The organism is Rheinheimera gaetbuli (assembly GCF_054781935.1).
Genome location: NZ_BAAGTL010000016.1, coordinates 41098 through 60597, shown reverse-complemented (window position 1 = coordinate 60597; position 19500 = coordinate 41098). Strand labels below are relative to the sequence as shown.

21 protein-coding genes are annotated in these 19500 nt (G+C 49.0%); 3 read left to right on the top strand and 18 right to left on the bottom strand.

The window, feature by feature from the left end; translation table 11 throughout:
* Positions 1-306: 306 nt before the first annotated feature.
* Positions 307-1848: a methyl-accepting chemotaxis protein gene (locus tag ACYVIC_RS13000; protein ID WP_460860574.1), complete on the top strand. Its 1542-nt coding sequence runs from the start codon at positions 307-309 to the stop codon at positions 1846-1848.
* 36 nt (positions 1849-1884) lie between these two features.
* Here the strand turns inward: ACYVIC_RS13000 and ACYVIC_RS12995 are convergent, their stop codons facing one another.
* The 10 genes from ACYVIC_RS12995 to ccmA are packed head-to-tail and all read right to left on the bottom strand — an operon-like array spanning position 1885 to position 9640.
* Positions 1885-2655 carry an MlaA family lipoprotein gene (locus ACYVIC_RS12995; RefSeq protein ID WP_460860572.1) on the bottom strand — a complete coding sequence of 257 codons (771 nt, stop codon included), beginning with the start codon at positions 2653-2655 and terminating at the stop codon, positions 1885-1887.
* A 1-nt stretch (position 2656) separates the two neighbouring features.
* Entirely contained in the window at positions 2657-3850 is a 1194-nt protein-coding gene (gene ccmI / locus ACYVIC_RS12990; protein ID WP_460860570.1) for a c-type cytochrome biogenesis protein CcmI, read from the bottom strand.
* On the bottom strand, positions 3847-4308 hold the full coding sequence (locus ACYVIC_RS12985; RefSeq protein ID WP_460860569.1) for a cytochrome c-type biogenesis protein: 462 nt from the start codon (positions 4306-4308) through the stop codon (positions 3847-3849). Before ACYVIC_RS12985 ends, ccmI begins: the two co-directional genes overlap by 4 nt.
* A complete protein-coding gene (locus ACYVIC_RS12980; RefSeq protein ID WP_460860568.1) occupies positions 4305-4877 on the bottom strand; it encodes a DsbE family thiol:disulfide interchange protein in 573 nt (190 codons plus the stop codon). Before ACYVIC_RS12980 ends, ACYVIC_RS12985 begins: the two co-directional genes overlap by 4 nt.
* Positions 4870-6840 (bottom strand): heme lyase CcmF/NrfE family subunit, encoded by a 1971-nt coding sequence (locus ACYVIC_RS12975; protein ID WP_460860566.1) that lies wholly within the window; start codon positions 6838-6840, stop codon positions 4870-4872. Before ACYVIC_RS12975 ends, ACYVIC_RS12980 begins: the two co-directional genes overlap by 8 nt.
* A complete protein-coding gene (gene ccmE, locus ACYVIC_RS12970; RefSeq protein WP_460860564.1) occupies positions 6840-7325 on the bottom strand; it encodes a cytochrome c maturation protein CcmE in 486 nt (161 codons plus the stop codon). The genes ACYVIC_RS12975 and ccmE overlap by 1 nt, the downstream gene beginning before the upstream one ends.
* Before the next feature lie 8 nt (positions 7326-7333).
* Positions 7334-7525 (bottom strand): heme exporter protein CcmD, encoded by a 192-nt coding sequence (gene ccmD / locus ACYVIC_RS12965; RefSeq protein WP_460860563.1) that lies wholly within the window; start codon positions 7523-7525, stop codon positions 7334-7336.
* Entirely contained in the window at positions 7526-8263 is a 738-nt protein-coding gene (locus ACYVIC_RS12960; RefSeq protein ID WP_460860561.1) for a heme ABC transporter permease, read from the bottom strand.
* A gap of 1 nt (position 8264) precedes the next feature.
* Positions 8265-8930, bottom strand: coding sequence for a heme exporter protein CcmB (ccmB, locus tag ACYVIC_RS12955; RefSeq protein WP_460860560.1), 666 nt, complete (start codon positions 8928-8930; stop codon positions 8265-8267).
* Entirely contained in the window at positions 8924-9640 is a 717-nt protein-coding gene (gene ccmA, locus ACYVIC_RS12950) for a cytochrome c biogenesis heme-transporting ATPase CcmA (RefSeq protein WP_460860558.1), read from the bottom strand. Before ccmA ends, ccmB begins: the two co-directional genes overlap by 7 nt.
* Positions 9641-9687: 47 nt before the next feature.
* Between ccmA and fliK the strand changes: the two genes are divergently transcribed.
* Positions 9688-11487, top strand: a complete 1800-nt coding sequence (gene fliK / locus ACYVIC_RS12945; protein ID WP_460860556.1) for a flagellar hook-length control protein FliK — start codon at positions 9688-9690, stop codon at positions 11485-11487.
* Positions 11488-11490: 3 nt separating this feature from the next.
* Positions 11491-11796 carry an EscU/YscU/HrcU family type III secretion system export apparatus switch protein gene (locus ACYVIC_RS12940; protein ID WP_460860554.1) on the top strand — a complete coding sequence of 102 codons (306 nt, stop codon included), beginning with the start codon at positions 11491-11493 and terminating at the stop codon, positions 11794-11796.
* Between the two features lie 66 nt (positions 11797-11862).
* Here the strand turns inward: ACYVIC_RS12940 and ACYVIC_RS12935 are convergent, their stop codons facing one another.
* Genes ACYVIC_RS12935 through ACYVIC_RS12900 form a run of 8 tightly spaced genes read right to left on the bottom strand, consistent with a single transcriptional unit; the run spans position 11863 to position 19487 of the window.
* On the bottom strand, positions 11863-12303 hold the full coding sequence (locus ACYVIC_RS12935) for a DUF2802 domain-containing protein (RefSeq protein ID WP_460860553.1): 441 nt from the start codon (positions 12301-12303) through the stop codon (positions 11863-11865).
* A 1-nt stretch (position 12304) separates the two neighbouring features.
* Positions 12305-12799, bottom strand: coding sequence for a chemotaxis protein CheW (locus tag ACYVIC_RS12930; protein ID WP_460860551.1), 495 nt, complete (start codon positions 12797-12799; stop codon positions 12305-12307).
* A gap of 30 nt (positions 12800-12829) precedes the next feature.
* The gene (locus tag ACYVIC_RS12925) at positions 12830-13648 is read right to left on the bottom strand and encodes a chemotaxis protein CheW (protein WP_460860550.1); all 819 of its coding nucleotides are present in this window, start codon (positions 13646-13648) and stop codon (positions 12830-12832) included.
* A gap of 3 nt (positions 13649-13651) precedes the next feature.
* Entirely contained in the window at positions 13652-14428 is a 777-nt protein-coding gene (locus ACYVIC_RS12920) for a ParA family protein (protein WP_460860549.1), read from the bottom strand.
* Entirely contained in the window at positions 14429-15418 is a 990-nt protein-coding gene (locus tag ACYVIC_RS12915) for a flagellar motor protein MotB (RefSeq protein WP_460860547.1), read from the bottom strand.
* A gap of 3 nt (positions 15419-15421) precedes the next feature.
* Positions 15422-16165 carry a flagellar motor protein gene (locus tag ACYVIC_RS12910; protein WP_460860546.1) on the bottom strand — a complete coding sequence of 248 codons (744 nt, stop codon included), beginning with the start codon at positions 16163-16165 and terminating at the stop codon, positions 15422-15424.
* Positions 16158-17297 (bottom strand): protein-glutamate methylesterase/protein-glutamine glutaminase, encoded by a 1140-nt coding sequence (locus ACYVIC_RS12905; protein WP_460860544.1) that lies wholly within the window; start codon positions 17295-17297, stop codon positions 16158-16160. Before ACYVIC_RS12905 ends, ACYVIC_RS12910 begins: the two co-directional genes overlap by 8 nt.
* 12 nt (positions 17298-17309) lie before the next feature.
* Positions 17310-19487: a chemotaxis protein CheA gene (locus tag ACYVIC_RS12900; RefSeq protein ID WP_460860542.1), complete on the bottom strand. Its 2178-nt coding sequence runs from the start codon at positions 19485-19487 to the stop codon at positions 17310-17312.
* Positions 19488-19500: the final 13 nt, after the last annotated feature.

Sequence of the window (19500 nt, the reverse complement as noted above, 5' to 3'; positions counted from 1 at the left end):
AACGCAGCTCCGTTTCCAGGAGGTGGTCATGGTTTACAGCGGGTGTATCAGAGTTAGGATCAGTTATTTAGTAGCATCGTTTTTCTCCTGCTGATGAGCTGTTACAAATTCAGACGTCCGAGCAAAATAAAAGGGGTTAATTTATTTCAATTTTTTGTTTTTACTCAATAATTGGCTACGGCGAAAATAACGCTGACACCAGCCTACGACTTTAGTCGCAGCTCGCCAATAAGCCATTGACAGCAATGAAAAAAGCCAGAACACTGCTAAACTGCTTTTATGTTATGTACAGTTTGCGGAGTTGCTATGTCACTGCCCTCAACCCGATTTATTGTGGCGTTTTTGCTGTTTATACTGCTACAAATTAGCTGTTACCTGTTGTTAAACTCTGCTATTGCAGCTTTGCTGGCGGGCAGTTCCGTTTTTGTTGCCTACGCCAACTGGCCACGCAAGGAGGTAGCAGATAACCGCGCGCAGGAGGCTGACACACTGGCCAAAACGGCAGATAATATTACCGAGGCGACATCTAAAATGGCGATAGGTGCCGCTGAGGTATCATTTTATATTGACGGTTTAATCAAAGATATTCAGCACAGTCGTGACGACAGCAGCAACATCAGTGGCGTAAGCCAGCAATTAGCGGCTACCGGAGAGCAGCTAACAGTATCGTTGCAGCAAATTAGCAACAACTTACAGCAAACTGCCGGCGCATCGGCTCAGGCCGATCAGCTTCTGGACACTGCGGTAGGCAATATCAGTGTGCTGGTGAACTCAGTACGTGACAATGCCACTGCATTACAACAATTGCGCAGCAGCAGCGATGATATCCAGCGTATTACCGATGTTATTAACACTGTAGCTGAACAAACCAACCTGCTGGCATTGAACGCCGCTATTGAAGCGGCCCGGGCCGGCGAACAAGGCCGTGGTTTTGCGGTTGTAGCAGAAGAAGTAAGAGCGCTGGCAGGCAAAACCGCTGCGGCTACGCAGGATATTGCCGGCATGCTTGGTAGTATCAGAGCACAAAGCCAGCACACGGCCGAACGTATGGCCGCGCTGCAACAAGCCGGCGAACAGGTACAAGAGGAACTGGCTCAGGTAACGTCAGGTTTTACCGACATTAATCAGCAAATTGGTAGCTCGTCGCAAACCCTGCAGCAGCTGCAGAGTGTAAGTGCAGACTTACAGCACACCAGCACGCAGTTAGCGCAGTCTGTTGCCAACATCAGCGGCGCGCTGGGTAACATCAGCCAGAAAGGCCATACAGTAGCCGGCCAGGCAGTAACGCTGTCCGAACAAACTGAGAGCATTTACCGCGAACTAAACAGCTTAAGCCAACACAGTTTTTATCAACCAATACTACAGGAAGCCTGCACCGCGGCTTCTGCCATAGGCGAGCTGCTGGCAGAGGCCATTAGCAGCGGTAAACTCAGTGCTGATAAGGTGTTTGCCGAACAATACCAGCAAATTAACGGTACTAATCCGCCGAAATACCATACCGGCTACGATAGCTTTACTGATCAGGTATTTCCTGCGGTACAAGAGCCAATATTAAACCGTCATGCTAATGTATTGTATGCTGGCGCTGTTGATCGTAAAGGTTACTTTCCTACCCACAATAAAAAATTCAGCAAGCCACTTACCGGTGACTATGCTAAAGACTTACTGCAAAACCGCACTAAGCGTATTTTTGATGACCGCACCGGCAGCCGTTGCGGTAGCCATACACAAACGATGTTACTGCAAACTTACAAGCGTGATACCGGCGAGATACTGCATGATTTGTCAGTGCCGGTATTTGTTAATGGCCGGCATTGGGGTGGTTTTCGTATCGGCTTTAAACGCTAGCCGGGCAGAGCCCGGCTGTGGCAAAACGGCAGCGGTTTAATCCAGATCGTTGAACAAGTCTTCCAGCAGATCTTCATCAACCTCAGGCTCTTGTGATTGTGGCGGGTTACCATCGTAAATTTTAAACAGTTCGCGCTGAAAATAAGACTCTTTGATAAAAGCATAGGGATCAAGAGACTCATCTAACATCTGTTCGAGCGACATTAATTGTTCACGTGCGTCCAGTGCGCTTATTGCAGCGCGTGTCAGTGTAAGCGGTGTGGTAAGCAGGCCTAATGGAAAATACAAACTGTCTACCACACCACCGGCGGTACCCCGCACTGTCGATGGCCCAAGGGCCGGTAACATTAGATAGGCACCGTGACCCAGCCCCCAAACCGCCATGGTTTGGTTAAAATCTTCCTGCCGCTCAGCCAAACCAATTTTACTGGCTACATCAAATAAGCCAAAGATCCCCAAGGTGCTGTTTACCAGAAACCGGCCCGCACTCATGGCGGCGCTTGATGGTTTAGCCTGCAAGCTGGCATTAATAAAACTGGCCGGCTCACCCAGGTTATTTACCGCATTAACCAGGCCTTTACGGGCAGGTTTAGGCACCACTGTCATGTAACCGACCGTTGCAGGGCGCAGCAAGTATTTATCAAGAATATCGTAGTTAAAATCCCACAATGGCCGGTTAAGGGTTTCCAATGGGTCCCTTGTGTCAACATATCGGACTGTTGCTGGCTCGGGTGCAGGTTTGCTGGCACAACCGGACAACAATGCCAGTAGTACCAGAGAAAGCACTAATAAAAAATAACGATGCATATCAGGGTTCCAATTGTAAAGATACCGATAATACCGGCTGAGTAAACTGCAGGATCTCAGACTCTACCTGTACATCTCCGGCGCGCTGTTCCACCGTACCTGCCAATGACATTCGCGCAACCACCCGCACCTGCTCAACATTGGCCAGACTCCAGCCACTTTGCATTGCCATCTGTTCGGTCAGCACCAGCTCGACTTGCCCTTGCGGCAGAGCAATCCGCTGCACAGCAAGCGGTAACGCTGCGCCATCAATAGCCCTGGCAAACAAAAACAAGCTTGCATCGGGGTGAGCCTGCTGCAACTGCGGCGCCACGGATAAATTGACTTTGATTTGTCGCCCGACAGGTGAAATTTGTTCCCCCATCTCCTGCAAACGTTGTTGCACGGCGGCGTAACGGGGATCGTCCTGTGGCAGTTGTTGTAACAACATTTGCCAGGCGGTTGTTGCCTCGGCCAGGTCGCCGCGTTCATAAGCAATAAGCGCCATAAGCGACAGAGCATCAGAATTATCCGGCTCTTTCGTTAGCACGCGTGCGACAGCACGTGCAGCACTGGCAAGGCTTTGCTCATCACCCAGCACTATCAATGCCTGGCTGTAGCTTAGCAGTAAGGCAGTGCGCTCTGGTGTCATAAGCAAAGCGCGCTCAAATGCCGCTACAGCCTCTTCCATGGCGCCTTGCGACATGCGAATGCGGCCAAGCAGCATCCAGGCGACAGCATCATCACCATCCTGCGCCAGTTTGGTGCGCAATGCCAATGCAAATAAGTTAACTTGTTGCTCTGACAGCGGCTCACCCTGACCTAACAACGCACGTTCACCAAAACTTTGCAGGTTTTGTTGCGCGTATTGCCACTCTGCCAACTGCCGATAGTGACCATTGCTGGCATAAATAACGACAACCATAACCAAGGTCGCAATTAACAGTGCGAGCGGTAAACGCCAGCTTAGCCTGCCAGTAACCGCTTGCTGTTGCGGCTTAAGTACAAACTGACTTTTTAACTCTGCCGCAGCGCTGTCAAAATCCTGCTCGGCCAGCTCACCGCTGTCACGTGCTAGTGCTAGCAGTTGCAGCCGCTCTTCAAATAATTGCAGTGCCGTTTGCGCACTTTGTGGCGCAGCTCGTCTTGGCCAAAATAAACACACTGCGGTTACTAACAGTATTAGCAGCACACTAAGAACTAACTGCCCCATCATGATTTTTTACTCCGGTAACGTGCTATCAGCTTGTCCAGCTCGGCATCGTCGGTGCCGACATCAGAGTCTGCAATACTATTGCGCTGCTGTGCAGCGCGGCGATACAAGCCAACACCCAACAAAAACAGCAGCAATAATAGCGGTGTTAACCACAACCAAATGGTGTAACGATTTAGCGGTGGCTGATAATGAACAAAATTACCGTAGCGGTTAATCATATAATCCAGTACCTGCTGGCGATCCTGACCATCACGCACCAACTGATAGGTTTTTTGCCGCATATCTACCGCGACTATTGCATTAGAGTCAGCGATATTCTGATTCTGACACTGTGGGCAACGCAGCTCGGCCGTTAGCTGTAAAAACAATTTCCGTTCAGCCTCCGAGCTAAACTCAAGTAGCTCTTGCGCCATCAACGGCGCTACAAATAACATTAAGGCAGCAATCACGGCTCTCATGGTGTACTCCATTGCTGGTAAATAGCCGCCAGCTTACTCTGCCAAACCATCGGATTAATATCACCGATATGGTGCGCCCGCACGATGCCGTTGGCGTCAACAACAAAGGTCTCGGGTGCGCCGCTAACGCCTAAATCCATTGACAAAGTGCGCTGCAAATCAAGAATGTTAAACTGATACGGATTGCCTTGTTGCGCTAGCTTTTGGCTTACGTCCTTTTGCAGGGCTTCAAGATCAAAAGGCGCGTCAAAAGCCGGATCACGCGGTAGCTCGTAATATAAACCGACAATTTTAACGCCTTGTGCACGTAAATCAGTCAGATAAGCCAGCTCTGCATTACAGGTGGGGCACCAGGTACCCCAAACATTCAACAAAAAAGCTTCTCCGGCTAACTTTTCCGGTGTCCAGATTTGCTGCGGCTGCATTAAGTCAGCCAGAGCAAATACTGGCAACGGTTTGTTAAGTACTGCTGAATCACGCTCACGCGGATCAGAAAACAAACCGCTTAGCAAAAACAACGCCAACAGCAAGAACGAAACCAGAGGCATATAAAACATTAGTTTACGCATGCTCCACCTCGGCTTGCGTTGTCTGCGCTACGGATTTACGCCGGTAGCGTTTGTCGGCCAGCGATATCGTTGCTCCTATTGTCATTAACAAGCCACCTAACCATATCCAGCGCACAAAAGGCTTTACCTGTACACGTAACGCCCAGGCGTTGTCTGGCAGCTCTTCACCAAGAGAAACATACAGATCGCGGCTTAAACGGGCATGTACTGCCGCCTCAGTCATAATAGTGCTCTGAATTCGGTAAAAACGCTTCTCTGCATGCAAGTGGGTAACATAACGGCCATCTTTGCGCACATCCAGTTCAGCGGCATGACCGCCATAATTTGGCCCATTCAACTGATAAACTTCGGTAAGCGTAAACTGATAGCCCGCTAACTCCACCGTATCACCAGGCTGCATACGCACGTCACGCTCTTCGGTATAAGTTCTGGTCATGGCCACCCCAATCACCAGTACTGCAAAACCAATATGCGCAATTGTCATACCATAGTGGCTGGCGTTGAGCTTGAAAAGCCCTTGTTTTACGTTGCCAAACTGCCGCGCGCGTTGCATCACTTCGGCCAGCGCTGACATGCCGACCCAGGCACCAAGTAGTAACCCCATCAGGGCTAAATTAGCCTGTATGCTTTGCATGGTAACCATTACGCCCAGTGCCAGCACCAAAGATGCAACTGCAACCAGTGCCAATGGAGATAACAGCGGTATTATTTGTTGTTGTTTCCAGCGCACCCAGGGGCCCAAACCGAGCAACAGGGCAAAAGGGATAGTCAGGTAATAAAACATCTGGTCAAAAAACGGCGCGCCAATCGATACGGTTCCCAGCCCCAACTCTTTGTGAAAAAGAGGGAACAGCGTGCCAAGAAATACGATAAAACAGGCAGTAAGCAAGAATATATTGTTGCTCCACAACAGCATCTCGCGGGAAAACAGCTTATAGCGAGCCTGAGATCGCACAGCGTGCATTCTACTTGCATATAACAGTAGCGATCCGCCAATAACCAGCAATAAAAACACCAATAAGTACAAACCCCTACCAGGATCAGTAGCAAAAGAATGTACTGAAACCAGCACACCTGAGCGAACTAAAAATGCACCCACCAAGCTAAGCGCAAATGCCGCCAGTGCTAAAAGCACGGTCCAGGATTTAAAAGTACCGCGTTTTTCTGTCACCGCCAGGCTATGTATTAATGCTGTACCGGCCAGCCATGGCATGAAGGACGCGTTTTCTACCGGGTCCCAAAACCACCAGCCGCCCCAACCTAGTTCTTTATAAGCCCACCAGCTGCCCAGCATAATCCCCAGGGTAAGAAACAGCCAGGCAGACAGTGCCCACGGCCGCACCCAACGTGCCCAAACGCTGTCGAAGCGCCCGCTCATTAGTGCCGCTATCGCAAAAGCAAATGCCACAGCAAAACCAACATAGCCCATATAAAGCGTAGGTGGATGCAGTATCATGCCAAAATCTTGCAACAATGGGTTAAGATCTCGCCCCTCTACCGGAAAAAACGGCAAACTGCGCTCGAATGGATTAGACATAAATAATGAGAATGCAATAAAACCGGCATTTATCAGGCCCAGTATTGCCAGAATACGGCCTTGCAGTAGCAAAGGTAAGGCTTTTGAGAATACCGCTACCAAGGCCGTCCAGCCTGCCAACATTAATACCCAAAGCAGCATTGACCCTTCATGCGAGCCAAAACTAGCGGTAATTTGATAATACCAAGGCAAGATTGAGCTGGAGTTTTGCGCCACATTAATGACAGTAAAGTCACTGTTAAGAAACGCATAAATTAATGCCAGCATTGCCAGCAGACAGGTAAAAAACTGCGCAATAGCCAACGGTTTTGCCATTAGCAGCATGGGCTCATCGGCACGAAAACTACCGTACAATGGCACCAAAGCCAGCAACACAGACAACGCAAAGGCAAATGTCAGCGCAAGCTGACCAGCTTCAACAATCATTAGTAACCTCCGCCAACAGGTTGCTGCTGTGACGGCGGAACATGACGTATACCTTTTAAGGCTTCAGCCACTTCTGGCGGCATGTACTCTTCGTCATGTTTAGCTAACACTTCAGTAGCGGCGATGGTAACAGGGTCTATTAAAGTACCCTGTGCTACGATACCCTGACCTTCACGGAACAAATCCGGCAAGATACCATTGAAGGTAACAGTAACAACCGGCCCGGTGTCGACCAGATCAAAACTGACTCTTAATGAATTGGGATCACGCTTGACGGACCCCTCTACAACCATACCGCCAATGCGCAAGCGCTGGCCAACCAGTGGTTTTATTTTATCTTTACCCAAGCCATCGACCAACTGAGACGGCGTGTAAAACAAGTCTATGTTTTGCTGTAGTGCAAACAACATGGCAGCGACTGCCCCGCCTAGCAAGGCGAGCACCAACACTACGGCGGATAAACGCTTCTGACGTCTTGATAGCATTACTGTGACTACTCCTGATACTGCTTGATACGTTGCTCACGAGCCAGGCGCTGAGCCAACTGCCGCTTAAAAGCACGCTGCTGATAATGGCTGTAACTTATTAAACCGACCAGCAGCAGATAGGTTAAACCAAAAGACAGCCAGACAAACAAGCCATAACCGCCCATCGCCCAAAAATCATTCCAGGACTGAAAATACATTTACTGTTCTCCTGCCAGTGCTTTAACCCAGGGTCTGTGTTGTTCGTTTACCAGAATGGCTGTGCGCAAGCGCAAGCATAGCAAGGCCAGCATTAGCACTTTAAATGCCAAGATGCTGATCAACAATGGCCACAGCATACTGGGATCTATTGAAGGTTTGCCAAACTTGGTTATAGACGCGCCCTGATGCAAAGTGTTCCACCATTCAACAGAAAAATGAATAATGGGAAGATTGATAACTCCCACTACTGCCAGCAAACTAGCCGCCTTGGCGCCGGTTTGCCGGTCCGAAAAAGCACCACTTAGGGCAATCACGCCCAGGTAAAGAAACAGCAAAATAAGTTCTGACGTTAAACGGGCATCCCAAACCCACCAGGTACCCCACATTGGTTTACCCCAGGCCATACCGGTTAGCAGAGCGATAGCGGTATACACAGCGCCAATAGGTGCCAGTGCCAAAGCTGCCCACTGTGCAGTTTTTATCTGCCACACCAGAGCGGTAAAAGCCGCTATTGCCATAGCTGCGTAAGTTGCCATAGACATAATGGCTGACGGAACATGAATATGAATAATACGGTAGCTGTCGCCCTGCTGATAATCCGGGGGCGTAAAGGCCAGGCCCCAAATATTACCCAGCGCCAGTAACGTTAGGGCTGTTATCATCAGCCATGGATAACAAACACGGCAAAAATGATACAGAGTTTCAGGTTTAGCTAACGGATGTAACCATTTAAACATATCAGCTCACATTCAGTTTTAAAGCACTTTGTACCGCTATTGGCACCAGCGCTAACGCAAATAACAACATAGCCAGCATAATAGCCAGCTGCCCCTGATACGGCATCGCCATACTGGCGGCTTCAACCGCAGCACTGGCAAAAATTAAAAGCGGAATATACAGTGGCAAAATCAGCAAGGCTAGTAAAATACCGCCTTTATCGGCCGATACCGTTAGCGCTGCGCCAAGTACACTAAGTAAACTTAGTAGCGGTGTTCCCAGCAACAACGTCAAGGCCAATGCGCCAAAAGCCGCACTATCAACATTCAGCAATAACGCCACCACAGGTGACAATAATACCAGTGGTAAACCAGTACTAAGCCAATTAGTGATAAGCTTGGCCAATACAAAACTAAGTAGTGGCTGCCGCGCAGCTACCAGTTGTTCTATCACGCCATTACGGTAGTCATCCTTAAATAAGCGCTCAGCTGCCAGTAACACGCTCAGCAAGGCAGCTATCCAAACTACACCAGGCGCCATGAGTTGTAGTAGGTTCGGCTCTGGCCCTACGCCAAGGGGAAATAGACTTAACACAATGACAAAAAACAATACCGGGTTTAGCCAATCTGCTTTTTGCCGTGCCAGAAGACGCAATTCACGCTGAATAAAACAACCTAAGGTTACCATCGGTACGCCAACTCCAGACTAATAAGTTGTTCAAACACCAGCGTTAACTTTTGGTGTGTCGTCAATACTATGGCGCCACCTTGTTGCAGATGCGTCAAAAAGTGCTGCTGTAACATAACAATTGCTGCTTGATCCAGTGCGGTAAAAGGTTCGTCCAGGATCCATAACTGGCGCCGGGTAAACCAAAGCCTGGCTAACGACACACGCCGTTGCTGCCCCGCAGATAACATGCGACAGGGTATATCCTCAAGCCCGGCTAAACCAAGCTGACCTAATAAAGCATAATCATCCAGCGGCTGACGCTCTTCCGTGGCGGCATGCCAAAAGCGGATATTTTCTCGTGCGGTAAGTTGCTCATGCACGCCACTTTGGTGGCCGATATAGCACAGGTTAGCAGCGAATTCTGCGCCAACCTGATGCAACAGCGCCGGGCCAAAAAAAAGCTGTCCTTCCTCAGGTTGGGCTAACCCCGCCAGAATACGTAACAACGAGCTTTTTCCGGCACCATTCTTGCCTGCTATTTGTAATAGCTCGCCGGCGGTGACGTGAAGGTCTAACTGCTCAAACAGCACCCGATCCTGCCGGATACAAGTAAGTTGGTGGCCGCGCAATACAGTTTCACCATTAGGTACAGGAAATAATGCAGCTTTAATCGCAGACCTCGGCTCATAACAGTAAAAATTGCGCGCATAGTAGCATAATGACGTCATAATACGAATGCAGCCCGGCTTCAGACCAGCAGAAAACAGGTAAAAACATGAACCAGATCAATCTGGAAAAACTGTTAGTACAAACACAGAACAGTAAAACAGACGCCGGTAGTTTAAAACTACTGGTTGCTCAGATTTATCAGGCACAAGTGCAGCAACTTAGCGACGGCAACTTGCGCTTACAGCTACCCCAGCCTGGTGGTGCCTTGCAGCTAAATCTGCCCGCCAGTGTTATGCCGCAAATACAGCAATTACTGGCCATGTCCGGGCCGGCTCAAACCGGCGCTGCGACAACTCAGGTGTTATTGCAGTTACAACCTGCAGCTGAAAGCCAGATACAGCTTACTTTGCAGCACAACGCGCCAACCGTTTCGGTGCAGCTGAACGGGCAGGCTTTGCGGCAGATCCTGCTAATAGCACTACAGCACGTGCTGTCGCCACAAATTACAACAGCAGATAACGCAAGCGCTACCCTCACGATTCCGGCCATGCTGTTCAAACAACGTGCGGGTTTAACCCTGCAAATTGCAAATATGCAAGGCGTGCTACTCACACCTAAAGAACAGCAACAATTATCAGCCTTGCTAAGTAACGGCAAATCTGCAGTGCAACTACTACTGCAACTACCTGACAATACTGACAAACGCAGCGTGATGCTCGGCGTAACGCCGCAAGCAGCAACATCGGCGCAGGCGCAGTTACCACCTCTGCAGTTAACTGCGGTAACGCAAAATACGCTAATACAGCAGTTAGTGCGGCTGTTTAATCAACAACAGTTGCCAGCTCAGACTATAGCGACACTGTTGCCAAACGACAGTAAATTGCCGGCAATAGTTGCCAATCAGAGTGTAGAGCTAGACTGGCCGGCGACAAAAAATACCCTACCTCTGCTGCAGTTAATCAGTCCGAAAACCACCCTAAAATTTATTGCCAGCCCGGAGCAATTCAACAGGCCGGTGCAGCTCAGCCAACCATCGTCTGCCAGCACTGAGACCCCAAGCACGCTTTTTCCTCGCACCCAAACACCAGAGCCCGCCATACACCAAGCTGCACTGCAACAAGCGTGGCGCCAGCTTTTGCCATTGTTACCAGCCACACCATCAACGCTTGCCAGCTTACCGGAGCTACCCGAGCCGGTGCAGCAATTATTTCAGTTGCTGCGTCGCAGTCAAATTGATGGCAGCAAGGTGCTAACGCCATCACAGCTGCAACCGCAGTTAATTGCCGCCCTGGCGTTCCAACCGCTGCAAAACGCCGCGCCGACGACCAGCAGCGGTACACTGGCCGTGGCGATTCAGTTATTGCTCGGCCAGTTACTGCAAAAACCGGCAACAACGGCGCAGGTAACACCGCAAATAGCGCGTGTTATCAGCCAACTTGATCAAGCCCAGGCAGGCACAGCACTTCGGCAGCTGGCAAGTCATAGTAGTACATTGCAACAAAGTCAGTTGGCAACACTGGACACCAGCAATAACCAACAGCTAATTTTGCAACTACCCTTACAACAAGGGCAGCAATCTCAGTTTTGCCAACTGATGCTTGAACAACGTGAAGCAGACGGTAAGCAGCCGAATGAAAAACGTAATTTGTGGCAGCTAACGATGCGGTTTGATTTACAACAATACGGCAGCATGCTGGTAGTGGCCAAGCTGACTGAGCAACAGCTGAAGCTACAGTTTTATACCGAACAACTTGCTGCCAAACAGCAAGCTGAACGTTTTTTACCCATCCTCAAAGATCGCTGTATTATGCAAGGTATCAAGGTTGAACACGCAGAATGCGTTCTGGGGAAGATCCCAGACACACTCGTTCCCAGAGCGAACAGCTTGCTGGCAATCAAGGCCTGATTTATGACAAACAAAAAATCCAAAACCGCTACCGCATTACAGTACGAAGGCAAAAACGCTCCCACGGTAACCGCCAAAGGCCATGGTGACCTGGCCGACGAAATTGTTGCTTTAGCAAAAGAGCACGGCGTATTGATCCATCAGGATGACGAATTGAGCAAATTGCTAAATCAACTACAACTTGGCGAGCAAATACCACAACAGCTGTATGTGGTTATTGCCGAGCTTATTGCATTCTCTTATGTGTTGCAGGGGAAGTTTCCGGAGAACTGGCACAATATTCACCAGCGTATCGATATTAAGAGCTAAGCTATTTTCAAGGGGGCAGAGCACTTGAAGATTTAAGCAAGTGCTCTGCCCCCTTGAAAATCAGCGCTATTGTTTGGCTTGGTGTAAGTTATAGAGTAATTCTGCTTCTGCCCGCGGCAATTCACATTCACGCATGATCTCTTCAAGATCAGCGCCAAGTTGCACCATTTTCATTGCACGGCTGTATATTTTAGACTCGGGATCAGTGAGCGCTATAGCTTGTTGTTGTTCTGTAAGTGCAACAAGCTGCTGCTCCGTTTGATTGCTAAACTGCTTTAAAGTGGTCTCGAGCTGCAATACGCGCTGGCCCACACCAATAATGCCTGCTCTTAGCTCTTCAACCTCAAGCTGACTTTGCTGCCATTGCCGCACGGCATATTCAAGCCTGTGCTCAAGCTCGGTATGCGTGTTGTTCTGGCCCAGACGCCGGTTCACCCAGCACATAAGCAGGATAAGACCCAGCGCCAGTAATCCTGCCTGTATCACTATACTTAGCCATAGTGTCATATCAGATAGACCGGATTTCTTCCCACTCTTCGTCACTGAGCAATTTATTCAAGTCAACCAGGATAAGTAGCTCACCATCGCGGTTTGATACGCCCTGAATAAAGCGCGCGCTTTCATCAGTGCCCACATTTGGCGCAGTATCAATTTCCGAGCCTTTAAGGTAAACCACTTCTGCAACGCTATCGACCATGATACCAAGCACCTGTTTCTCGGCCTCAATTATCACAATCCGGCTGTTGTCAGTCACGTCGCCCGGTGCTAACCCAAAGCGTGAACGAGTGTCGATTACGGTAACTACGTTACCACGCAGGTTGATAATACCTGTGACATAATCTGGCGAACCAGGCACCGGAGCTATTTCGGTGTAGCGCAGCACTTCCTGCACCTGCATTACATTAATGCCGTAAGTTTCTTCCTGCAGTTTAAACGTTACCCATTGCAGGACAATATCAGCTGCTTCGTTTTTATTGACAGACTGCTTGGTTAAATTGCTCATGCACAGCTCCTGTTACAATACCTTGTCTGGTCAGGCAGTAATATCCAAACCACGGTTTAATAAATCTATCATAGCGTCTACATCTACCAGCACACACATATGTTTTTTAATCAGTCCGGCCATCCAGGGCCGCTTACCTTCAGCTTCACGCCATTTAACGTCGTCCTGCTCAAGCGTAAAGGTGTTAATCAGCGCTTCACAACATAAACCCCAATTGCTGTTACCCAGCATAATAACATATTGATAGTTTAGCTTTTGCTGTAAAGTTTGATCATATTTTTCCGGCATAACCCAGCGCGCAGTATCAACAGTATTAATTTTCTGCTCACGATACAGCATAACACCCTTAAACCACTCTGGTTTGCCAAACAAACTGTTTACCGCAGCCATCTGGTGAATGCCACCCAGTTCTTTCAAAGGTACTGCTACTTTTAAGCCTGCGACGTCAAAAAACAATGCCTGAAACCGGCCCTGACGGTAGTCCTTTGTCGCTTGCTGTGATACTGGAACAGGCGTTGCAACCGCTGCAGGCGTTTCTACTGCAAGCCGCTGCGCTACAGGCACGTCACGTTGCGCTAGTTGCATAGTCTGCTCTGCCTGAGCAAATTTTTGTTTTAACCCAGCCAAGGCCTGTTCTGTTTGTGCTGCCGTTGTTAGCTTACTGCTGACATTAGTAGCTGCATTTGCCTTGGTTACAGGCTCAGTTGTTGTCATTACAGCTTGCGCCAACAATTCATTCAGTTGCTGTTTTTGCTGTTGCAGCGCAACCTGCTGCTGCGGCTCTTCTTCGGTTAGTAAAGCGGCAAGGTAGTGTTGCATGACTTTCTGACTGGCAATCAGATTACTCATAAATTACTCCGGTGCCAGCTGCAATAAATAAGTAAGCAGAGTGTTGTAAGCAAACACCCCACGCGAGGCCGAGGCAAATTCGCTCGGTGGCGTTTGTGCCAGGCTGGCATCACGAAACTTGGTATCAATCGGGATCACTGCAGACCAGACTTTGTCCTGATATTTTGCTTTTAGCTCTTTGTAGGCCTCCAGTGAAGCCTTGGTACGTTTGTCATACATAGTTGGGATAATAGTAAAAGCGTAGTCTTTTTGCTGGGATGTACGCATCAGTGCCATCGTTGCTATCATCCGTTCCAGACCTTTTAATGCTAAAAACTCTGTTTGCACCGGAATAAGAATACGATCGCAGGCAGCAATAGCATTTACCATCAAGACGCCCATAACAGGTGGGCAATCGATCAACACATAGTCATACTCTCTGCTTATTTTTTGCAGAGCTTTTTTCAGCATCAACCCCATGCCCCCCTTAGTGCCAAGGGAGCGGTCAAGGGTTGCCAATGCCATGGAAGAGGGCAAAATGTCCAGGTTTCTCATACCACTTGGACATAAAGATTGCAGGATTTCTTCGCTGCTTATGTCTTTACCACGGATAAAGATATCATACACACTGACTTCAAGCTCTTCAGCGTCAATACCAAAATAGTATGTCAGTGATGCATGCGGATCCGTATCAACCAGCAAGACTTTGTAGCCCCGCTGCGTTAACAATCCTCCCAGCGTCACTGTAGTGGTGGTTTTACCTACCCCACCTTTTTGATTTGCCACTGTCCAAATAACCACTTAGCGTTCCTGTTGTTGCGGTGTTTCTGCATCCGGGTTGTCTTCACGGGTGGTAATACGTATGCCACCACCGGGTAAGGCTATCACTCTGATAGTACCATCTTGCTGCGAGACCTGCTCTAACTGTTGTTGCAACGCCTCTGTCTGTTCCAAATCTTCTGCACTGGGCGCTCGCTGCCCGGTTAATTCTGCCTGATAGCCATAGCGGGAAATTGCGATCACGACTTTACGATTCTCTGCACGGCCTCTGGCTGTATCATTTGTTACGAAAGGATAGTATTGGCCATATCCTTCAATTGCCAGACGCTGAGGTGCTACATTAAGACGCTCCAGCAATCGTAGTACCGACGTAGCCCGGCTTACGGACAACTCCCAGTTGGATGCGAACAGCTCGTTATTAATTGGTATGTTATCAGTATAGCCACGCACCCGGATAAAATTACTCACAGGTGCAATAACACGGCTGATTTCAGCTAATAATACTGCAGCTGATGGCGTTGTAGTAGCGCTGCCACTGGCAAACAATAAACCGCTGTTGAGTTCGATGGTTAGCCAGTTTTCATCCTGTTGTAACTTAGCGACACCTTGTTGCAACAAATTTGCCAGTGCTTTAGTAAGCTCCTGTTCTATTGACTGCAAAGGACTGCCTAGTTTTTTAGCGGCGATGTCAGACAACTGTCGGGCGTCTGCGACTAATTCAGGACCTCTGGCAGGCTGCAACGAGCTGCCGTGTAAATCAAACTCACTTTGCACTGCAGCTTCAGTCAACACAGACTGGCCGCTGACTCCAGTACCCGGCTGAGCAGGTTTATCAAAAATACGGGTAAGACTGTTAGCAAGCACACTATATTGTTCTTCTTTAATCATCGCCATGGCATATAACACAACAAATAAAGCAAACATTAATGTCATGTAATCTGCATAGGATACTAACCAGCGATCCAGCTGCTCGTGTTCTACATGCTTATGCCGCTGCTTATGCCGGTACATTAGCTATCCCGAATGGTAAGCTGCCAGCTTACGTTCAATATTGCGCGGGTTTTCACCATGGGCTATTGATACCAGCCCCTCAACAATTAACTCATGATACAGAGTACGTTGATGCACCAGACTTTGTAATTTATTGCCAATGGGAATAAACAGCAAATTGGCAAAGCCAACACCATAAATTGTCGCAACAAAAGCCGTGGCAATACCCAAGCCAAGCAATTCAGGTTCTGAAATATTGGCCATTGCCTGAATAAGCCCCAGTACAGCACCGACGATGCCTATAGTTGGACTATAGCCACCCATCGCTTCAAAAATACGCGCGCCACGCAGCAGCCGTTCCCGCTCCAGCGTTAGTTCCGCATCCAGTGTGTCTTGCAATACCTTAGGCTCTACACCATCGACGAGTAAATTAAGTCCACGATGTAAAAAAGCATCTGGTTCTGCAAGGGCATCGTTCTCCAACGCTAAAAAGCCGGTAGTACGTGCAGCTGTACCCCAGTGCACAATTCGCTCTACCGTATGTTGTAACGGTAATTGTGCTGGCCGAACTACCCAGGGCAACATTTTCATCCCAAGTACAAACTGATTAAGCGGTGTTTGCAGCATCACGGCGCCAATAGTACCGCCGGTAACAATTAAAAAAGCCGGGAAATGCAGCAGCGTCGACAGAGTGCCACCTTCCATCATAAAGCCACCGGCGACAGCAAAAACTGCCAGCAGAAAGCCACTGATGGCAAGTTTATCCATGCGCCACTTCCGCGATTAACTTAGTTGCCACTTCGTTGAGGCTAACCTCTACATCCATTAAACCCGCGGCTGCAATGGCCTGAGGCATACCATATACCACACAGCTTGCTTCGTCCTGCGCCCAGATTCGCGCCCCATGCTGCTTTAACAACCGCGCACCTTCACGACCATCAGCTCCCATACCGGTTAACACTATTGCTAATACTTTATCGGCATAAACTTTGGCTGCAGTAGCAAACGTAATATCAACACTGGGTTTAAAGGTAATACGTGCAGAGTCGTCTTCTTTGATGCGCAGCCTGGCTTCACGTTCGCTGCCTTCAATTAACATTTGCTTACCACCAGGGGCCAGATAAGCCACGCCGGGACGCAACACATCGTTGTCCTGCGCTTCACGTACCTCAACTTTAGCCAATGAGTTCAGACGTTGAGCAAAGGCGCCGGTAAAGGCTGCCGGCATGTGCTGGATCAAAACAATGGGCAGTGGGAAGTCTGCTGGCAAGGCAGTAATAATTCGCTGCAGTGCAACCGGCCCTCCGGTAGAGGTGCCAATAGCCACCAATTTATAATTTTTACCACTAGGCTGAAAACGAGCACCAGGTGCTGCAACACGCTCGCTTAATTTTGGACGCTCAAAGTTGCTGCGGGTTAACGCCGGGCGCTCTGCAAGTCTAGCTGCAACTGTGTCAGGTCTGCTGCTAAGCCCGCTACTAAATGTTGGCCGACCAAGCTGTCGCTTTCGCGCTACGGCCCGGACCCTGTCACGCAGCATTTGCCCTGCTTCGTCTTTATCGCGGGCGATATCTTCAAATTTTTTTGGCAAAAAATCGACAGCTCCTGCTTCAAGAGCATCTAACGTTGCCTTAGCGCCTTCATGCGTCAACGACGAAAACATTAAAATAGGAATACGCTGTTGCTGCATAATTTGCCGTACGGCAGAGATACCATCAAGCACGGGCATCTCAACATCCATAGTAATCACGTCTGGCTTTAATGCTAATGCCTTATCGACAGCTTCCTGGCCATTCACTGCAGTATCGACTAACTCAATATCGCCATCTTTAGTCAGGATCTCTGTCAGGCGGCGGCGAAAAAAACTCGAGTCGTCAACCACTAACACCTTAATCGCCATATAATTCTCTCTTTAGGCGTTTATTTTGTTGAAGCGATCAAATTTAATTTTTGATTTCTTCGCGTAGTGTTTCAGTAAGTTTGGTACATCAAGGATCAATGCAATACCACCATCTGAGGTAATCGTTGCACCAGCCATACCTGGTGTGCCTTGCAATAGCGCATCCAGAGGTTTTATTACCACCTCTTCCTGGCCTATCAGCGAGTCAACCACAAAACCAACCTGCTGGGTACCAATTTGCACGATAACCACATGACCCTGGCCACGGCGACGCTGTTTATCAGAGCCTTTAACCAGCCAATGCTCCAGGAAAAACAGCGGTATAGCTTTTTCACGTACAATCACCGTAAGCTGACCGTCTACAACATTAGTTTTGTCTAAATCCAAATGGAATATTTCACTAACCCCAGCCAATGGCAATGCAAAGGTTTGCTGACCAACCACCACCATCAACGTCGGCAGAATGGCTAATGTCAGCGGCACCTTTATTTCAAGCAAGGTGCCCTCACCCATTTTCGAGTGAATATGCACAGTACCGTTCAGCTGAGTGATCTTAGTTTTTACCACATCCATGCCAACACCGCGGCCGGAGATATCCGAAATCTGTTCTTTTGTAGAGAAACCCGGGGCAAAAATCAGGTTAAATGCTTCAGTATCTGACATTCGGGCTGCTGCATCGGTATCTAGAATGCCACGTTTGATAGCGATACCTTTTAACTTTTCCGGATCCATACCAGCGCCATCATCATGGATAGTCAGCAAAATATGGTCACCTGCCTGCGCCGCGGCGAGCTTGACAGTACCGGTACGTTTTTTACCAGCTTTTTGCCTGATTTCAGGCATCTCAATGCCGTGGTCAACAGAGTTTCGTACTAAGTGCACTAAAGGATCGGCCAGAGCTTCAACTAAATTTTTATCTAGATCTGTCTCTTCGCCTTCAAGCACCAACTCAATGTCTTTTTGCAGCGAACGCGCCAGATCCCTTACTACGCGCGGGAAGCGGCCAAACACCTTTTTAATCGGCTGCATTCGCGTTTTCATTACCGCGCCCTGAATATCAGCTGTAACAACATCCAGGTTAGAGATGGCTTTACTCATTTCTTCGCTTTGAACTGTACCTGACAAGCTGACCAGACGGTTGCGCACCAACACCAGCTCGCCAACCATATTCATGATCTGGTCAAGCCGCTTAGTATCAACCCGGACTGTTGTTTCAGCCTGAGCTGCTTGCTGTGTAGCTGCGGCTTTATCTGCGGCCACTGCTACTGGCGCTACTGGCGCTGCTACAGCTTTAGTTTCTACCGGTGCTGCAGGCGCAGCTTTTGGCGCTGGCGCAGCGGCTGGTGCAACTGTAGCTGGTTTGGCAATATCTACCGGCGCTTTACCTTTGCCATGCAGCTGATCTAACAAGGCTTCAAATTCAGCATCATCTATTTCATCAGCTGCCTTGGCGCTGGCAGGCGTTGTCGGCTTAGCTGGCGGCGAGGGCTCGGCTGTACTAACGGATGTTTCCGGAACAAATGAGCCTTTACCATGCAACTGATCTAAAATTGCTTCGAACTCATCGTCGGTAATATCGTCATTACCGCCGTTGGCTGCAACCGCAGCAGCAGGGGCAACCGTAGCAGTTGGGCCACCCTTTTTGCCGTGTAGCTCATCCATTAGGTTATCGAATTCATCATCTGTTATTTCATCTATACCACCAGTGCCTGGTGCAGAAACAGGTGCAGGTGCAGGTGCAGCAGCGACCGGTGCTACAACAGGTTCAGGCTTAGCAACAGAAGGCGGCGCTTGACCAGTATCAGGTTCACTGTAATGATGCAGAGCGTCTAATAGTTCAGTCGCTGCTGGTGTTAGGGGTTGGCGGTTTTGTACTTCAACAAACATGGCATTAATGCTGTCAAGCGACTGCAAGATGACATCCATCAGCTCGGGTGTAACGCGACGCTTACCTGTGCGCAGGATATCGAACACGTTTTCAGCACCATGGCAAGCATCGACCAGTTCACCCAGCGACAGAAAGCCGGCACCACCTTTGATAGTATGAAAACCACGGAAAATCGCATTAAGCAAATTTGCATCGTCCGGATTATTCTCCAGCTCTACCAGCTGTTCCTGCAGTAATTCAAGAATTTCACCGGCTTCAACCAGGAAGTCCTGCAGTATATCCTCATCCATATCAAAGCTCATGCAAAGACACCTC

Coding starts and splice junctions, on each gene's coding strand:
- ACYVIC_RS13000 (WP_460860574.1), top strand. CDS start 307: ATGTCACTGCCCTCAACCCGATTTATTGTGGCGTTTTTGCTGTTTATA.
- ACYVIC_RS12995 (WP_460860572.1), bottom strand. CDS start 2,655: ATGCATCGTTATTTTTTATTAGTGCTTTCTCTGGTACTACTGGCATTG.
- ccmI (WP_460860570.1), bottom strand. CDS start 3,850: ATGATGGGGCAGTTAGTTCTTAGTGTGCTGCTAATACTGTTAGTAACC.
- ACYVIC_RS12985 (WP_460860569.1), bottom strand. CDS start 4,308: ATGAGAGCCGTGATTGCTGCCTTAATGTTATTTGTAGCGCCGTTGATG.
- ACYVIC_RS12980 (WP_460860568.1), bottom strand. CDS start 4,877: ATGCGTAAACTAATGTTTTATATGCCTCTGGTTTCGTTCTTGCTGTTG.
- ACYVIC_RS12975 (WP_460860566.1), bottom strand. CDS start 6,840: ATGATTGTTGAAGCTGGTCAGCTTGCGCTGACATTTGCCTTTGCGTTG.
- ccmE (WP_460860564.1), bottom strand. CDS start 7,325: ATGCTATCAAGACGTCAGAAGCGTTTATCCGCCGTAGTGTTGGTGCTC.
- ccmD (WP_460860563.1), bottom strand. CDS start 7,525: ATGTATTTTCAGTCCTGGAATGATTTTTGGGCGATGGGCGGTTATGGC.
- ACYVIC_RS12960 (WP_460860561.1), bottom strand. CDS start 8,263: ATGTTTAAATGGTTACATCCGTTAGCTAAACCTGAAACTCTGTATCAT.
- ccmB (WP_460860560.1), bottom strand. CDS start 8,930: ATGGTAACCTTAGGTTGTTTTATTCAGCGTGAATTGCGTCTTCTGGCA.
- ccmA (WP_460860558.1), bottom strand. CDS start 9,640: ATGACGTCATTATGCTACTATGCGCGCAATTTTTACTGTTATGAGCCG.
- fliK (WP_460860556.1), top strand. CDS start 9,688: ATGAACCAGATCAATCTGGAAAAACTGTTAGTACAAACACAGAACAGT.
- ACYVIC_RS12940 (WP_460860554.1), top strand. CDS start 11,491: ATGACAAACAAAAAATCCAAAACCGCTACCGCATTACAGTACGAAGGC.
- ACYVIC_RS12935 (WP_460860553.1), bottom strand. CDS start 12,303: ATGACACTATGGCTAAGTATAGTGATACAGGCAGGATTACTGGCGCTG.
- ACYVIC_RS12930 (WP_460860551.1), bottom strand. CDS start 12,799: ATGAGCAATTTAACCAAGCAGTCTGTCAATAAAAACGAAGCAGCTGAT.
- ACYVIC_RS12925 (WP_460860550.1), bottom strand. CDS start 13,648: ATGAGTAATCTGATTGCCAGTCAGAAAGTCATGCAACACTACCTTGCC.
- ACYVIC_RS12915 (WP_460860547.1), bottom strand. CDS start 15,418: ATGTACCGGCATAAGCAGCGGCATAAGCATGTAGAACACGAGCAGCTG.
- ACYVIC_RS12910 (WP_460860546.1), bottom strand. CDS start 16,165: ATGGATAAACTTGCCATCAGTGGCTTTCTGCTGGCAGTTTTTGCTGTC.
- ACYVIC_RS12905 (WP_460860544.1), bottom strand. CDS start 17,297: ATGGCGATTAAGGTGTTAGTGGTTGACGACTCGAGTTTTTTTCGCCGC.
- ACYVIC_RS12900 (WP_460860542.1), bottom strand. CDS start 19,487: ATGAGCTTTGATATGGATGAGGATATACTGCAGGACTTCCTGGTTGAA.